This is a genomic window from Mesorhizobium sp. B1-1-1, assembly GCF_006442955.1.
Classification (GTDB): Bacteria; Pseudomonadota; Alphaproteobacteria; order Rhizobiales; family Rhizobiaceae; genus Mesorhizobium.
In genome coordinates, this window is record NZ_VFWW01000002.1 from 376,227 (window position 1) to 390,956 (window position 14,730).

A 14,730-nucleotide genomic window follows, 5' to 3' on the forward strand; every position below is an offset into this window, starting at 1 on the left:
GAGCGCTCATGACGATGTCTCCGCCATGCCTGCCGCGTCGATGCGGCTGAGCTTCGAAAAGGCATCGCGAATGGAATTTCCTCCATTTGCCTGGACGACATCCGACACCTTGCCCCTGGCGACCAGGTCACCCCGCCGCAGCACGACGACATGATCGGTATCGTTGACTTCATCGATCAGATGCGTGGCCCAGAGCACGCCGATACCATCGGTTTCGACGAGCTTGCGGATGGTGGCGAGGATGCCAGCACGCGACTCGATGTCGAGGCCGACGGTCGCTTCGTCAAGCAGGAGCAGGGAAGGTCGGTGAAGCAGCGCCCGGGCGATCTCGATGCGCCGCATCTGACCGCCGGAGAGGCTGCGTGCCTTGTCATGCTGGCGGCCCTGCATGTCGACTGTGTCAAGCAGCGCGGCGATGCGCTGCCGGGCTTCGCGTCCGCCAATGCCATGCAGCGAGGCATGGTAGGAAAGATTCTGATAGACGCTGAGATCGAGGTCGAGCGTGCGCGCCTGGAACACGATGCCGACCCGTCTGAGCGCTTCGCCCGAAGCGCTGCGGATGTCGTGGCCGAAGATGCGGATCGACCCGTGACGCGTGTCATAGAGGTGGCTGATCAGGGAGAACAGCGTTGTCTTGCCGGCCCCGTTGAGGCCGAGCAGGACGGTGAACGTCGCCGGCAAGATCGAGAACGAGACCTCGTTGAGTGCCCGCTTCGGTCCATAGGAGTGGCTGACGGCACTGACGTCGAGCGCCGCCGCCTCGTCTCCCGGTCCGCTTGTCCTCACATGCTGCATGCCCGGATCGCTCCTTCAGGACGCGTTGGCAGGACGCACTGCTATCTAGCGCGCCTGATTTCCTTTGGTCTCACTTGATCGTGATCTTGCCCTTCAGGCCCTTGTCGGCGAGGTCGGGAACCGACCAGGTATACTCGCCGGGGCGAACTGTGTGGAATTGCACCTGGATCGTTCCCGCGTCGTCGAATTCCAGCCAGGCCGGTCCGCCGTCCATATGCACCTCCAGATCGTCGATGACGATCTGGTCCATCCACACATTGCGGAACAGGTCGGTCACGAACTTGTATTCGAAACCGCCCTTGGAGGTGATCTTCCAGCGATAGCCTTGGCCGGCGATCAGCTCGAAATCCTTCTGATTGACGGCATAGGTGGAATCGGCCGAGCCGATAATCAATTCCGGCAGGTTCTTGCTGGCACGCGATGGTTTTGGCGTTGCGTCATCCGCGCTTGCGCCGATCGGAGCAAGCACAAATCCGGCGAGCGCGGCGAAGATAAATCTATGGCGAAATTTCATGTCGCGATCCTCCCCATGATCAATGTCTGCTATTTGGGCGAAATGGCCACACCCCAAGGCTGCTGGCCCACGGTGAGCGATTGGACCGGCTCGTCGGTCGCCGTATCGATGAACGTGATGTCGTTGGAGTTGCCATTCGTGGTGATCAGCGTTTTCTGGTCGGGTGTGAAGGCCAGGTGCCAGACGCGTTGGCCGACGAGGATGTATTTCTCGACCTCGAAGGTGTCGGTATTGACCACGGCGACATGGTTCGCCGGGCCGAGCGCGACATAGGCTTTCTTGCCGTCGGCGCTGATGGCGATGCCTACCGGCTGGATGGTCTCAGCCCGCAATCCCTGAATCGCGAACTGGATCTTCTTCACCACTTCGCGTTTGGCGTTATCGATGACGCTGACGGTGCCGCCCACTTCGGCGCTGACCCAGACCTGCGAGCCGTCCGGCTTGAATTCGGCAAAGCGCGGGCGCGTGTCGACCAGCACGTTATCGGTTACATCGTGGGTGCCAGTGTCGATGAAATGCGCCATGCTGGTGGTTTCCGAGGTGTTGACCATGGTCTTGCCATCAGGGCTGATACCCATGCCTTCCGGTTCCACGCCGACTGGAATCTCGGCCATGACCTGCTTGCTCTCGACGTCGATGGCGGTGACGAGGTTGTCGTCCTCATTGGCGACATAGAGCGTCTTGCCGTCAGGCGAGAGCACGAACAATTCGGGATCGGGGCCAGATGGCAGCGTGCCGACGATTTGCAGCGTCGCGGTGTCGATGATTTCGACCGTGTCGTCATCACTGGCGCAAAGATAAACGAATTTGCCGTCATGCGAGATGGTGATGCCGCGTGGCCTCTGGCCGACCTCGACGGTCTTCACCACTTGCATGGTGGCCGTGTCGACGACCGTCATCGTGTTGTCCTTCTCGTTGGAAACGTAGGCCGTATAGGCCGATGCCGGGCTGGCCGTGAGGCCGGCCGCGAGAATGGCGAATGCACAAGCTCGTGTCTGCACGCAAATTCCTCCCCTTTGGCCCTACTTGAGAACGCATTTCGTTTCCGGCTGATCGATACCAAGCGTATCGAGTTCGGAGAATTGGTGGAGATAGCCCTCCTGCGGTGATGTCGAAACGACCGACTTGGTGTCGCCAAGCAGGATCGGCTGGCGAAGCTGGAGGTTCCATTTGCGGAAGGTGAGCTTCTGTCCCTTGAAGGCGGCAACCGAGAAATCGCCCGACCGGATGTAGTCACTGATCTTTTTGGCATCGTCGCCTTTGGTGCGCGTGGTGGCTTCGCCGACGCCACGCACTGCTGTCCACGCCGACATGTCCTTGGAAAGCATCCGCCGGCCCGTCGTCTTCAGGAAGCGGCTCTGCATCTGGATGCCGCCCCATTGCTCGCTGGCGGGATGCCACGACGATGCAACAAGCCCGGCCGTGCCGGCGACCAGCCGCGGCGTCCAGGTGCGGTAGGGCACGTAGGTGCCAAACACCTGGCTTTCGTCGGCGACAAGCACAATGTCGTGCTCCGGCAGATCCTGCGTGAATACGGAAATCTGCTGCTGTATCTGCGTGGCGCCGGTGTCGGTACGCCTGGCCGTGCCGGTGTCCTTGAATTCCTTCTCGGCGACGATCTGGCCGCCGAAACGGGTTGCCGCGCGGCGCAACGCGTCGGCGTAGAGATGGTCCTGCTCATGCGAGCCGTAGAGCAGCACCCAATTCGGCCACTTCTTCACCATGAGATACTGCGCCAGCGCATCGGCAAGCATGCTGCGCGTCGGCGCGATATGAAAAACATTGATGCGGCAGTCCTCCTCGCGCAGGCTATCGTCGGTGGCACCGATGTTGAAGATCAGCACGCCCTTGTCGCGGGCTATATCGGCGATCGACAGCAATTGTTTGGCCGAGAGGTCTGCGACGACATAGTGGTCACCTTTGGCGATCAGGTCCTCGAATGCCTGAACCGCGTCGGCTTCGGGTTTGATCTCGGTCACGTCGAGGCTGAATTTCTGGTCGGTGAATTTTCCGGTGGTGTTGTTATCGCCGATTGCCACAGTGGCGCCGGCGACACCTTCATCACGCGGCGGCAGGTCGAGCATGGAAAGCGTCAATTGCGGCGCGTAGGCCCGCAAATACCCTATCTTGATTTCAGTGACCTTTTTTTCCGGCTTCGCCGCCGCTTCCTGGGCTATCGCGCCCGGAGCGTTGACGGTCAGGGAAAAAAAGCACAAAAAGGCGGCGAGAGTGCCCGGCACCGCGCTCGTCATCGATAGTAATTACCCATTCTTGCGCTGAGGTCCGACGGGTGTCGGAGCAGCGCCAAGTCCAGGTGCCCATGGTCAACTTAGCCGACCCGCAAAATTTATCAAACCCTATCGGACGACTTTTCGCGTCTGCCCTGGCTCGGTGTCTTTTTGACAAACATGCAATGGCGGCTGAAAAGATTGCCATCTTCGATTTCGAGGTCGTTCGCAGCTATGTCATCCGCGACGTGCGCGAGAATCAAGCGGACGAAGGACAAAAGATCTTGTCCTCCAAACTGGAGAAACTGTTCAAATGACCAGAATGCTGGCCAGCGTCACCGGCATCGAAGAGGCGGAGATCGTTCTTTCGGGCGGCGCCGACATCGTCGATCTGAAGGATCCGAAGGCGGGAGCGTTGGGCGCGGTACCCACGGAAACCATCCGCCGAACGATTTCGTTCATCGCTGGTCGGGCTCCGGTCAGCGCGGTCTGCGGCGACCTGCCGATGGAACCCGAAACGATCCGCGCCAAGGCTGAAGAGATCGCGGCGACCGGCGTCGATTATGTCAAGATCGGGTTTTTCCCATCGGCTCACATCCCTGCCTGCGCGGAGGCGCTCGAACCGCTGGCCGCGCGAACGAAGTTGATCGCTGTGCTCTTTGCCGATCTGGCGCCGGACTTCGAGCTCCTGCCGGTATTCGGCAGGCACCGCTTCCACGGCGTGATGGTTGATACCGCGCAGAAGGGAAAGGGCCGGCTGCTCGACCATTTGCCACCGGAGCGGATTCCGGGATTCGTCGATCGAGCCAAGTCGCTCGGTCTGATGGTTGGCCTGAGCGGATCGCTCGAAGCCCCGGATATTCCACGTCTATTGCCTTTCGCTCCCGATTTCCTCGGCTTTCGCGGCGCGCTGTGTGGCCATGCCGACCGCGCGGGTTCAATCAGCGCCGAGGCGGTCTCGCAGATTCGCGAATTGGTCCCGGCAGAGCCTGGGACGGGCGGTAAATCGAGCATCGACTATCGCCTGTTGGCAGCGAGAGGCTATTCGCCGGGCACCGATCCGACACTGGGCACGGACAGGATTTTCGTGCGGGATTTTGTTCTGCCGGTCCAGATCGGTGCCTACAGCTTCGAGCATGGTCATACTCAAAAGGTGCGCTTTGATGTGATCGCCGACGTGCTGCAAGTCACCGACCATCCCGAGGACATGCGCCATGTGTTCTCCTATGACATCATCATGGATGGCATTCGCACCATCGTCGCGCGGGGGCACATTCAGCTCAGCGAGGCTTTGGCCGAGCAAGTGGCGGCGCACGTTCTGGAGAACCAGCGCGTCGTGCGCGTCACGGTAAGGGTGGAAAAACTCGAGCTCGGGCCTGGCGGTGTCGGCGTCGAGATCGAACGCAAGCGCCAATCGGCAGGACGCGGTGTCGCCTCCGGCTCTGCCGGCCGAAAAGACCGAGGTAGTGTTTCCCGGCCGCGCCAGCAAGGCTCCGACGTCCTCGGGCGGGCCGTCGTCAAGCTTGGCGGCAGCACTGCCCATGCGGCGGAAATGACGAGCTGGATCGCGGCGCTGGCGGGTTCCAGGCTACCGATCGTCATCGTGCCCGGCGGCGGCCTGTTTGCCGACCAGGTGCGCGAGACGCAGACCCGCATGGGTTTTTCCGACACCGCCGCACATGCCATGGCGATCCTCGCCATGGAGCAGTTCGGCCAAGTCATCCTCGATCGGGACGAAAGACTGACGCCGGCACGATCGCTGGAGGAGATTGTGCGAGCATTGGACGAAGGCAAGGTTCCGGTGTGGCTGCCGTCGTCACTTGCGTTGCCGGCACCGGACGTTCCGGCCTCTTGGGACATTACCTCCGATTCCCTGGCTGCCTGGCTTGCCGGGAAGCTTGGCGCGAACGCGCTGTTGCTTATCAAGCAGACCGATGCATTCTTCGACAACGATACCCCTGACAGCCTGAAGGCCAGGGGCATTGTCGACCCAGGCTTTGCCGCCATGCTGCCCGACGGCATCGATTTCCGTCTCGCCGGTCCGAAGGATGCCGCCGAGGCGGGCGCGCTACTCGCATCGGGCAAGCTGCCCGGCATCGGGATTGTGGCTTCGACCCGCTCGGCAAAGAAGGCAGGATAGCCGATGGTGAAGCTGCACGTGCCGCGCTGGGCGTGGGTTTTGACGGGGTCCGGGCATTTTTTCACGGAGAGCTTCGCACTTGTTCGCCAACTCGAACATTGCGATGTCTTCGTGTCGAAAGCCGCCAATGAAGTGCTGCGCATGTACAAGCTCAAACTCGATTTTCCGGAGACGACGCGCGTGCTGCACGACAAGACGGCGAGCGCCATTCCCGTCGGCGAATTTTACCACGGCGTCTACCACACGGTCGTGGTGGCGCCTGCCTCGTCCAACACGGTTGCCAAATGCGTCTGGGGTATATCCGATACGCTTGCCACCAACGTCTTTGCGCAAGCCGGAAAGTGCCGCGTGCCGATCATCGTCTTTGCCTGCGACACCGCACCCGAACTCGAAACCATGGCGCCGCATGGCCTGGTCAAAGTCTATCCGCGCAGGATTGACCTGGAAAACACCGAGCGGCTGAAGGGGTTCGAACGAACCCAGGTCGTCGAGTCGCTCACGGACCTCAACGCGGCGGTTCAGCAACGCCGGGCCGAGCTGTCCGGCCATGGCTGAGCGGCTGGTCTTTCTCACGGGACATCTGGCCAGGGCACGGTTGGAAAAGCTGCTATCCGGTCTGGGCGAGACGGAGTTTTCGTGGGAGGTGGTCGACATAGGTGTCAAGGTCGCCGCACTGATGACCGAAGACATCATAAAGCGGCGTCTCATCGCGCCCAACGCCGTTGACCGCTTTATCCTGCCAGGGCGCTATCGCGGCGATATCGAGCAATTGTCGAACCATTTCGGCGTGCCCTTTGCGCGCGGTCCTGACGAGATCGCGGACCTGCCGGCCTTTCTCGGCCGTGTCGGCGAGCCGCCGGATCTTACGCGTCACGATATGCGCATCTTCGCCGAGATCGTCGATGCGCCAATGCTGTCGATCGAAGCGCTCACGCTGCGGGCGGGGACGCTAGCTGCGGCCGGCGCCGATGTCATCGATCTTGGCTGCCTGCCTGAAACGCCATTTCCGTTGCTGTCGGAGGCTGTGCGCGAGCTCAAGGCACAAGGATTTCAGGTCAGCGTCGATTCGGCCAGCGCGGACGAACTGTCGATCGGTGCGCGCGCCGGTGCGGACTATCTTCTCAGCCTCGACGAGAACACGCTGCCGTTAGTGTTCGGCCATGGGGCTACGGCAGTGTTGATCCCGTCCGCCCCCGGCGATCTGGATTCGCTTGGCCGCGCTATCGATGCGGCGCAAAGGGCTGGCATTTCCTTTATCGCCGATCCCGTGTTGGATCCGATCCACTTCGGCTTCGCCCAATCGCTCGGCCGCTTCATCGAGGCGCGCCGCCGCTGGCCGAAGATCGAATTGCTGATGGGCACCGGCAATCTCACCGAGCTTACCGACGCCGACAGTTCTGGCGTTACGGCCGTTCTAACGGGGCTCTGCTCGGAACTCGGGATTCGAAACGTGCTAGCCGTGCATGTCAGCCCTCACACGGTGCGGACGATCGAGGAGCACGACATTGCCCGTCGCATCATGTTCGCCGCCCGCAATGACGGTGCACTGCCGCGTAGCTATCACCCAGGCTTGCTGCAGATCCACGATCGCAAGCCCTTCACGGCCTCGACCGATGATATCGCTGGATTGGCGGCCGAGGTGCGCGACGCCAACTACCGTATCGCGGCAGCGGAGGACGGCATTCATATTTTCAACGGCAAAGGGCACGCGGTTGCCACGGATGCGTTCGAATTCTTCGCCGGACTTGGCGTGGAGACCGATGGTGCGCATGCTTTCTATCTGGGCGCGGAACTGACGAAGGCCGAGATCGCGTGGCGCCTCGGCAAGCGCTATGTTCAGGACGAGCCGCTCGCATGGGGCGTTGCCGCACCGGCTCCCGAAACCGACCGTACCCGTCTTGCCGAACCGGGCGAAACGCTTCGCGCGAAGAAGGAGGGCTAGGTGCCTTACATTCGCGAGACAATCATCACCACTGTCGACAAGACAGGAAAGGTCCATATCGCGCCGATCGGCATAATCTCCGAAAAAGACGGCTGGGTCATCGCGCCGTTTCGTCCCTCGGTTACGCTCGACAATCTGGCGGCGGTGCCGTTCGCCATCGCCAACTACACCGACGACGTGCGCGTCTTCGCTGGATGCCTGACCGGGCGCAAGGACTGGCCGACCGTTCCCGTTGAAGATTTTCTGGTTCCCCGGTTGGCGACTGCGCTGGCGCATTCGGTTCTCGAAGTCGAGAGCGTTGACGATGATGGCGTGCGCCCTCGCCATTTCTGCCGCGTGGTTCGAGAGGAAATGCATGCGCCCTTCACCGGCCTTAACCGTGCCAAGGCGGCTGTTCTGGAACTGGCCATCCTGGTCAGCCGGCTCGGCATGCTACCCCGCGACAAGATCGAGGCCGAGATCGCGTATCTTTCGATCTCTATCGAAAAGACAGCCGGCGCCGACGAACGGGAAGCCTGGGGTTGGCTGATGCAGCGTGTCAGCGATCACCTGGCCGTCAAAGGGTCCAGCAGCGAGGACGCGTGAGCGTGACGACGCGAGCGCCGCTACGCTGCTTGCGATCGATATCCAGCCAGCAGCGCCACCGCCGATGCTGGTGCGGCGCGGCTGGCCTCGCCGCGAACAGCGTCATGGGCGGGGACGATGTCGGCGAAATCGACAAAGCGACGTTCCATGCGCTCGGCCAGCCGCCTGATCTGCCAGCGGCCCGTTCCGGCGCCGACGATCGGAACATCTTGAGCAAGACCCCAGGCAACCAGGGATGCTGCGTCGTGGATTTTCCGCAATTGCTGCTCGCTGAACCAGCGTGCGACTTCACCCCATTCCGGCGGCGAAAGTTCAGCGGCGTCGCGCCCGACCATGCGCGCCAGTCGCGCGATTGAGCCGTGGACGGTCTTTTCCTTGCCGTCGGCGGAAGGGTGCATGTCGTCCTCCTCATCGAGCACGCCCAGGATCCGGTGCGCGTCGGCGATCGAGGCGAAATACTCGTTCATCAATGGCGTCAGTCTTCGATGGACAGGAGCAGACGAGGCTACGCCGAACAGAAATGTCCTGGTAAATCCCGTATAGACCAGTTCGCCAGTCAGAAGCCGTCCGGCATCGGTGTAGCCCTCATTGACGACGGCGCCGTCCTTGATGGCGATAATGTCGGTGGTGGTGGAGCCCATATCGACGAACAGGGCATCGCCGGCCAGTTTTGCCACCAAAGAGGCTGTCGCGTGCCAGTTGGCGGAGGCGACATCAGTGCTCAGCCGCGCTGCCTGCTCGACCTCGACAAAGCCGGATGATCCGGCATAGATCAGCTTTTCGCCTGTGGGAAAACGATTGGAAATCTGACCCAGCAGCGTCGTCACGCCGATATCGCGGGACGCAAAGATGTCCGATAGTTCGCCCGTCATGGTGAACGCGTTGAGATCGGCTTCCGCATAGATCGGGGCTGTTTCGTCGAGGGCCGAGGTCAGGCTATGCAACCCTTGCCAAAGCGGCGTGGCGATCGTTACCGCGCCGACGATGCGGCCGCCTTGCGCGCGCGTCACCTTCAGATGCGCGCCGCCAATGTCGAAGCCCGCAATGATGCTCTTTCTTTTTTCCACACTTCAAGCTTTCATGACAGCAGTTGGTCGGCGAGAAAAACGTTGCGCATCATTCCGGTTCTCGACTTGAAAGGCGGCGAGGTGGTTCGCGCCCAGCAAGGAAAACGCGATCGCTACCGGCCGATCGTTACGCCGCTCAGCCGAAGTTCCGATGTCCTCGCCGTCGCCGAAGGGTTGCGCACGCTTTATCCCTTTTCGACCTTCTACATCGCCGATCTGGACGCCATCGGAGGCGGGTCTCCAAACAGTGACGCACTTGCCCGGCTGAGGGCGATGACGCAGCCGCCTGAGCTCTGGGTCGATGCCGGCGTAGCAGACAGGAAAACGCTTCTGGCGGCGCTTGCTGAACGTTCGGTTTACCCGGTGTTGGGCTCCGAATCGCAGCAGGACGATGTGCTGCTCCGGCATTTTCGCGATCATCCCGATCTCATCCTGTCCCTTGACTTCCTTGGCGATGATTTTTGCGGACCGCGTTCTCTTCTCGCTGAGCCCGAGCTTTGGCCGCAAAAGGTGATCGTCATGACGCTGGCCAAAGTCGGTGCGGCCGCCGGCCCGGACTTCAGGCGGCTGGAGGAGGTCAAGGCCAAGGCGGGAAGTCGCGCGGTCATCGCGGCCGGCGGCGTCCGCGATGACAACGATATCCACGCATTGTCAGCGATGGGCATCGCCGCAGCGCTGGTCGCAACCTCACTGCACAACACCACGCTCACACCTAGTCACCTGGCGTCGCTCGGCGCCTGATCACAGTTGCTCCTCACCCCCGAAAGGCGGGCGCCCTTCGGGAGTGTCGCTTCAAAAGCCCAGAACCCTTTTCAGCCGGCGCAACAGACCATCCGTTTCGGAAGATGGCTTTTCCTGTGCGGGGCTGTCTCTTGTCTAGGCCGCGAACGGATGCTTGACGTTGTCGCGCTGAGCGGTGGCTTCGGCGGCGGTCGGGGTTCCTGCGATAGCGCGCTGGATGGCCTCCTTTGTCGCCTCGTAGTTGTATTTCTGGATCTTGGCGTCGTCGGCCGCGTCCCAATGGATGAATACGCCAACGCAAATGAACACGTCGTCCGCTTCGTTTGCCGGAATTGTCCCGTCCGCGACGCTGTCCTGCACTGCCTTTGCAACGGCGTGCTGCGCCGGGCCGAACATCTGTACAGCCTGCTTGGCGCCCTTGATCGTGACCTTGTTGAACATCACCGTATTGGGCTTGCATTGAAGATTGGGCGCGATCACCGCCAAAAGCGAGGTAAAACCGTCCTTGTTGTTGGTAAGCGCGTTGCAAAATGCCGTTTCGACTGCGCTCCCTCGCGGCCCGATGAGCAGGTCGACATGCGCGACTTCGTTGCCGTCCCCGACCAGCGATTCACCGACCATTACCTTCGAGATTTTTGCCATGCCAATTTCCTCCAAGACACAATTATGATGTCCACGGACGCTGCAACCGAGCAGGCGCTCGATGGACAGCTATCCTTGTTGGCAGCGCCCGGATTGCCCGGACCGGTTGGCTAGATAGCCGCGGAAGCACAGCTCCCGCTTTTGGAAGTCAAGCACCAACGCCGCGATTATGCAAGCGAGTGCCTAGAGTGTGGACTAAAAGAGTAGCCACGGTCAGATCGGCCGAGGTGCCGGGGTTTACTTTGTCCGCCTTCAGCCGGCGGTCGAACTCCATGAGCAGGCGAATGCGTGACGGCTCGTCGCCGTTGGCATGGAGCGTCGCCTGAACGGAAAGAGCGTCCTGTCGCGCCTGATTTGCGACTTCAATTCCGTGATTGCGCACCACGTGACTGTCGGGGAAGCCTGCGAGAAACGCCATATAGGCGAACACGGTCGGCCACATGCCGCTTTCTCCGCGAGCTAGCGCCCCTACCAGCGCGGCCAGCCCTACCCCGAACACGTCGCCGAAACAGGTGTCATACTGGCGGGCGATCATATCGCGGTCGGCAGCCTCCCGCATTGCTTCCAAGAGATGAACCTTCGGCTCCTGCCGCACATCATTCGCGGCATCTCCCAGGCCGCCTGGCGCTGCCATGGCGATCGCCTCGAACACTGCCCTGGTATCGTCCATGCTCAACGCGCGCAGCAGCGAGTCGAGATTGTCCTGCAAGCTGCCACTCCTCATTTCGGCGGCGCCTATCAGAGGCCCCGCCAGGAGGACGATGCCGAGATTGGTGTTGGTTGCTACCGCCAGGCGTGTCGCACGCACCGCCTCCAGCATGCGCTGCCCGACCGAGAGGCGAGGATCGGTCAGCGGCTCGGACGAAACCTCGGCACTCATCATGAACTGGGCGGCGGACATGCCGTGTCCGTCGGCGAACAGGTGGACGTTGCCCGGCTTCAGAGCTTCGATCTCCATCCGGCAGGCATCCTTGTAGCTAGCCCGGAGGCGTTCACGCGATAACGCCATCCTGCCGCTCCGTTACGAATTCGCCGGCGCGGTGAAACGGAAGGGCCGCGGCGCGGCGGTCGCTTCGGTGCGGTCGGCCAGGAATTTCAGCAGGGCATCGGCGATCGCTTCGGCGATGTTCACAGCGACCACCGATTGCAGTCCTGACCAGGCGGGCATGCTGTTCACCTCGAGTACGAACAAGCTGCCATCGTCGGCTCGCACGATGTCCACGCCGGCGAAATCCGCGCCGACGGCGGCTGACGCGGCGACAGCCAGCGATGCCAGCTCAGCCTTGCCAGGTCCCGAAACCGGCTCCGGCACGCCACCCCGGTTGACGTTCGTGATCCAGTCGTCGCTGCTGCGGCTCATCATCGCGACGGTTTCGCCGGCGCAGACAAAAACGCGGAAATCCCGGAAGGGCGGGCCGGCGCGCGACACATAGTGCTGGAGATAGTAGACGCTGTTCACCTCGTCTGCGGCGGGAAGGTCGGAGAGCGTACGGATCAGCCTTATCCCGCGGCCTTGCGCCCCGAACAATGGTTTCAGCACCAGCGGTCCCTCCCGAAGCTCCTGCGCCGCGATCTCCTTGGCGGCGGCAAGTCCTTCGACGGCGAATGTCGGTGGCGTTGGCAGACCGGCATTTTTCAAGAGGAAAGTCGTCATCGACTTGTCGACGCAGCGTTCGACCGCCTGCGCCGAATTCCACACGGGAACCGACAGCCGGCTCAGCGCGTGCAGTACCCCGAGGCGCCGGGTGATCGCTTCGAACGATCCGGCGGCGATCGAACGGACGAGCACGGCATCGGGCAGCGCACCGCCGAAACCGGGGATCGAAAGTCCGCCCGGGCTGCCGGTGTCGAACGCGATCGCCGCCAGCGGCACGGTTGCAACAATAGCGCCCCGTCGACCAAGCCTTGCCGCGAGGCCACTTGAGCCGGTGTCCGAATTGTCGCTGACGATCAGGATGCGAGGGATCATGTGGTGCCTCGGATGTGGCGGATGACGGACGGGTCTCCTTGTGCCGCCATGCTAACCGAGGCTCCGTTCGAGCATCTTTGGATCACGCCGGCCAGCGCGAAACGTGTCGCCGGTTTCGATCGCCGTCACGATCACTTCGGCCGGGCTGAACAACAGTGGATCGATGGCATAGAAATCCCCCTTGAACCGCTTGAAGATCTCGGCAAAGGGTTGACCGTAGTCCCGTGAGGCGCGGCTCGGAAGTTTCTCCGCGAGGTTGCTGGCCTCTTTTGCCGACCCTTTTACGAAGAGCTGGACGCTGCCGCCATAGATGATGGCATCGTTCGTTCTGCCCATGGCGGTTAGGAAATCCGGGTGGGGGGCGGGGATTGGCGCCGCTCCGATGCCGTCGACAACGTTCTCCAGCGGAAATTTGAGATCGTTGGCCTTGTGCAGGGCAACCTCGAGCGCGCGCGCAACGATCTGCAGGCTGCCGGCAAGGCTTTGCGTCGGCGCGTAGAGGAAGGTGAGCTTGTCGGTTGCCAGTCCGGTTGCCTTGCTCACTTTCTCGACGATTGCTGGGGGAGGCGGTTTGGCAGTCTCCAGGATAAGCACGGCGGACGATGCGGTGTCTCGATAGGAAAGCGCGTCGAACAGGGGTTCGACGCGGGCGAGTGCCCGCGCCGGTCCCGATCCCATGGCGAAATAGTCCTGGGCAGACAGGTTCCAGCCCGCATATTGACTGCCTAGGCAGGCCAGTACGGGCTGCGACGAGCGCACCTCGACGGTGAACGGCCATTTCCGCTCCGTGCGGTCCATGAACACCGAAACGCTGCCGAGACCGCCCATCGCCGCCTCCGCCATGCGCAGCCCGGCCTCGATGCTGCCGGGCGCCTTGGCGCCGACATCGATAAGGAGCTCGCCCAAGGTTCCCTTGGAAGCGGCGATCCGCAGCCGTTCGGCGTCGCTGATCATGCCGTCAGCGATGCGCTGTGCATTGTCGTTCAGGAATGCCGAACCGTCTTTCATGTCCGGTCTCCTTCCCATTGGAGTTGCAACCGGCGGGCTTGCCCCTTGATGAGCCGCCTGGTCAAATCGGCGTTCGGACCGCGCGCGAAGACGGTGCAGACGGGGTCGCCGGCAATCAGAGGGGTGCCGGGCGACTGATGGTCAGCGGTCCATTCGGGCCACGCAATCGACGGAAACCGCGCGATTGGTGTCGCGGCGTAGGTCACCATTGAAGCCATCGAATCGACGAAGCGTGGCAAACGGCAAGTTCCGCCGGTTGCAGCTCGCAGATGTGCTTCGATCAGCGGCGCATCGGCCTCGTCAAAAATGTCCAGCGTGGCGCCTGGCCGCGGATTGATCTCGATGAGCTTGTAGCCATCCGATCCGCGAATGAGATCGGCGCTGCACAATCCAACCAGGCCGGCACGGCGCGTCAGGGCTGAAAGCCAGCCGCCGATGACCGCCGCCTGCCTGCGGTTGAAGCGTCTCAGCCGCACGGCCCCGCCATAGCGGTAGGGCGCCGTGGAGACGGGGGAAGTCCATTGTTGGCTGAAGCCGACGATGCGCGCGGCCTGGCCGTCGCCGACGAAGAGGGCCGAGACGCTGCGTCCGGCGACGAAACGCTGGAAATAGCGGCCGGTGGTCTGGCTTTCTCCGGCCGCCTGTCTGATATGCCCACCCCCGGCGCCGCCCACGGTCTTGGCCACCCAACTGTCTGGCTCAGGCGGTCGATCCCACCGGAATTCCGGATGTGGGATGCCGAGTTCGGCACAATCCGCGGCCAGCAATTGCGGGTCCTTGATCCTGCTGATCGCCGCGCCGCGATTGCCGGCAAGCGGAAAATGGCGAGCGACGGCGTCGACAGTCTCCGTCATCCGCTCAAAACCCGAGCCCAGGACGACGGCGACCGGCTGGTCTTCGCCGACCAGGTCCCGAAGCGTCTCGATGATGCGCTCGCCGTCGATGCCGTCCTGTAGGTTGCCCGGCAGCTTGGTCGTTCGTTCTGCCAGCGCAACCGTATCGGTATCGCAGAAGAAATCAGCGACCAACGGACGGTAGCCCGCACGCCGCGCAGCCATGGCCAATGCCCGGCCTGAAATCGCCGCGATCAGCAGAGATC

16 protein-coding genes are annotated in these 14,730 nt (G+C 62.2%); 6 read left to right on the forward strand and 10 right to left on the reverse strand.

Annotation, left to right across the window (positions count from 1 at the left end):
* Nucleotides 1-6 precede the first annotated feature (6 nt).
* The 4 genes from FJ986_RS04825 to FJ986_RS04840 form a co-directional block, all read right to left on the reverse strand.
* The gene (locus FJ986_RS04825) at nucleotides 7-795 is read right to left on the reverse strand and encodes an ATP-binding cassette domain-containing protein (RefSeq protein ID WP_140560482.1); all 789 of its coding nucleotides are present in this window, start codon (nucleotides 793-795) and stop codon (nucleotides 7-9) included.
* A gap of 70 nt (nucleotides 796-865) precedes the next feature.
* Nucleotides 866-1,309, reverse strand: coding sequence for a hypothetical protein (locus tag FJ986_RS04830; protein WP_140498197.1), 444 nt, complete (start codon nucleotides 1,307-1,309; stop codon nucleotides 866-868).
* A gap of 29 nt (nucleotides 1,310-1,338) precedes the next feature.
* Nucleotides 1,339-2,310, reverse strand: a complete 972-nt coding sequence (locus FJ986_RS04835) for a YVTN family beta-propeller repeat protein (protein WP_140524705.1) — start codon at nucleotides 2,308-2,310, stop codon at nucleotides 1,339-1,341.
* Nucleotides 2,311-2,331: 21 nt separating this feature from the next.
* Complete coding sequence (locus FJ986_RS04840; protein WP_140560483.1) at nucleotides 2,332-3,561, reverse strand: ABC transporter substrate-binding protein; 1,230 nt, start codon at nucleotides 3,559-3,561, stop codon at nucleotides 2,332-2,334.
* A gap of 38 nt (nucleotides 3,562-3,599) precedes the next feature.
* Here FJ986_RS04840 and FJ986_RS04845 point away from each other — a divergent pair, with 38 nt between their 5' ends.
* The 5 genes from FJ986_RS04845 to FJ986_RS04865 are packed head-to-tail and all read left to right on the forward strand — an operon-like array spanning nucleotide 3,600 to nucleotide 8,204.
* Nucleotides 3,600-3,854, forward strand: a complete 255-nt coding sequence (locus FJ986_RS04845; RefSeq protein ID WP_140560484.1) for a hypothetical protein — start codon at nucleotides 3,600-3,602, stop codon at nucleotides 3,852-3,854.
* On the forward strand, nucleotides 3,851-5,677 hold the full coding sequence (locus FJ986_RS30710; protein WP_140673541.1) for a (5-formylfuran-3-yl)methyl phosphate synthase: 1,827 nt from the start codon (nucleotides 3,851-3,853) through the stop codon (nucleotides 5,675-5,677). The genes FJ986_RS04845 and FJ986_RS30710 overlap by 4 nt, the downstream gene beginning before the upstream one ends.
* A gap of 3 nt (nucleotides 5,678-5,680) precedes the next feature.
* Nucleotides 5,681-6,232 (forward strand): flavoprotein, encoded by a 552-nt coding sequence (locus FJ986_RS04855; RefSeq protein ID WP_140498186.1) that lies wholly within the window; start codon nucleotides 5,681-5,683, stop codon nucleotides 6,230-6,232.
* Nucleotides 6,225-7,619: a DUF6513 domain-containing protein gene (locus FJ986_RS04860; RefSeq protein ID WP_140566611.1), complete on the forward strand. Its 1,395-nt coding sequence runs from the start codon at nucleotides 6,225-6,227 to the stop codon at nucleotides 7,617-7,619. The genes FJ986_RS04855 and FJ986_RS04860 overlap by 8 nt, the downstream gene beginning before the upstream one ends.
* Nucleotides 7,620-8,204, forward strand: coding sequence for a DUF447 domain-containing protein (locus tag FJ986_RS04865; protein ID WP_140498182.1), 585 nt, complete (start codon nucleotides 7,620-7,622; stop codon nucleotides 8,202-8,204).
* Nucleotides 8,205-8,224: 20 nt separating this feature from the next.
* Here FJ986_RS04865 and FJ986_RS04870 read toward each other — a convergent pair whose 3' ends face one another.
* A complete protein-coding gene (locus FJ986_RS04870) occupies nucleotides 8,225-9,271 on the reverse strand; it encodes a hydantoinase/oxoprolinase family protein (protein WP_140515157.1) in 1,047 nt (348 codons plus the stop codon).
* Between FJ986_RS04870 and FJ986_RS04875 the strand changes: the two genes are divergently transcribed.
* On the forward strand, nucleotides 9,221-10,012 hold the full coding sequence (locus FJ986_RS04875; RefSeq protein ID WP_140673543.1) for a HisA/HisF-related TIM barrel protein: 792 nt from the start codon (nucleotides 9,221-9,223) through the stop codon (nucleotides 10,010-10,012). The genes FJ986_RS04870 and FJ986_RS04875 overlap by 51 nt on opposite strands.
* A 135-nt stretch (nucleotides 10,013-10,147) precedes the next feature.
* Here FJ986_RS04875 and fae read toward each other — a convergent pair whose 3' ends face one another.
* The 5 genes from fae to FJ986_RS04900 all read right to left on the reverse strand — a co-directional run bounded on the left by fae (nucleotide 10,148) and on the right by FJ986_RS04900 (nucleotide 14,689).
* Nucleotides 10,148-10,654: a formaldehyde-activating enzyme gene (fae, locus tag FJ986_RS04880; protein ID WP_140498176.1), complete on the reverse strand. Its 507-nt coding sequence runs from the start codon at nucleotides 10,652-10,654 to the stop codon at nucleotides 10,148-10,150.
* Between the two features lie 148 nt (nucleotides 10,655-10,802).
* Nucleotides 10,803-11,663, reverse strand: a complete 861-nt coding sequence (locus tag FJ986_RS04885) for a triphosphoribosyl-dephospho-CoA synthase (RefSeq protein ID WP_140524697.1) — start codon at nucleotides 11,661-11,663, stop codon at nucleotides 10,803-10,805.
* Nucleotides 11,664-11,675: 12 nt separating this feature from the next.
* Nucleotides 11,676-12,623 carry a RimK family alpha-L-glutamate ligase gene (locus FJ986_RS04890; protein ID WP_140515160.1) on the reverse strand — a complete coding sequence of 316 codons (948 nt, stop codon included), beginning with the start codon at nucleotides 12,621-12,623 and terminating at the stop codon, nucleotides 11,676-11,678.
* Nucleotides 12,624-12,674: 51 nt separating this feature from the next.
* The gene (gene mch, locus FJ986_RS04895; RefSeq protein ID WP_140498170.1) at nucleotides 12,675-13,631 is read right to left on the reverse strand and encodes a methenyltetrahydromethanopterin cyclohydrolase; all 957 of its coding nucleotides are present in this window, start codon (nucleotides 13,629-13,631) and stop codon (nucleotides 12,675-12,677) included.
* The gene (locus FJ986_RS04900) at nucleotides 13,628-14,689 is read right to left on the reverse strand and encodes an ATP-grasp domain-containing protein (RefSeq protein ID WP_246681767.1); all 1,062 of its coding nucleotides are present in this window, start codon (nucleotides 14,687-14,689) and stop codon (nucleotides 13,628-13,630) included. The genes mch and FJ986_RS04900 overlap by 4 nt, the downstream gene beginning before the upstream one ends.
* Nucleotides 14,690-14,730 lie beyond the last annotated feature (41 nt).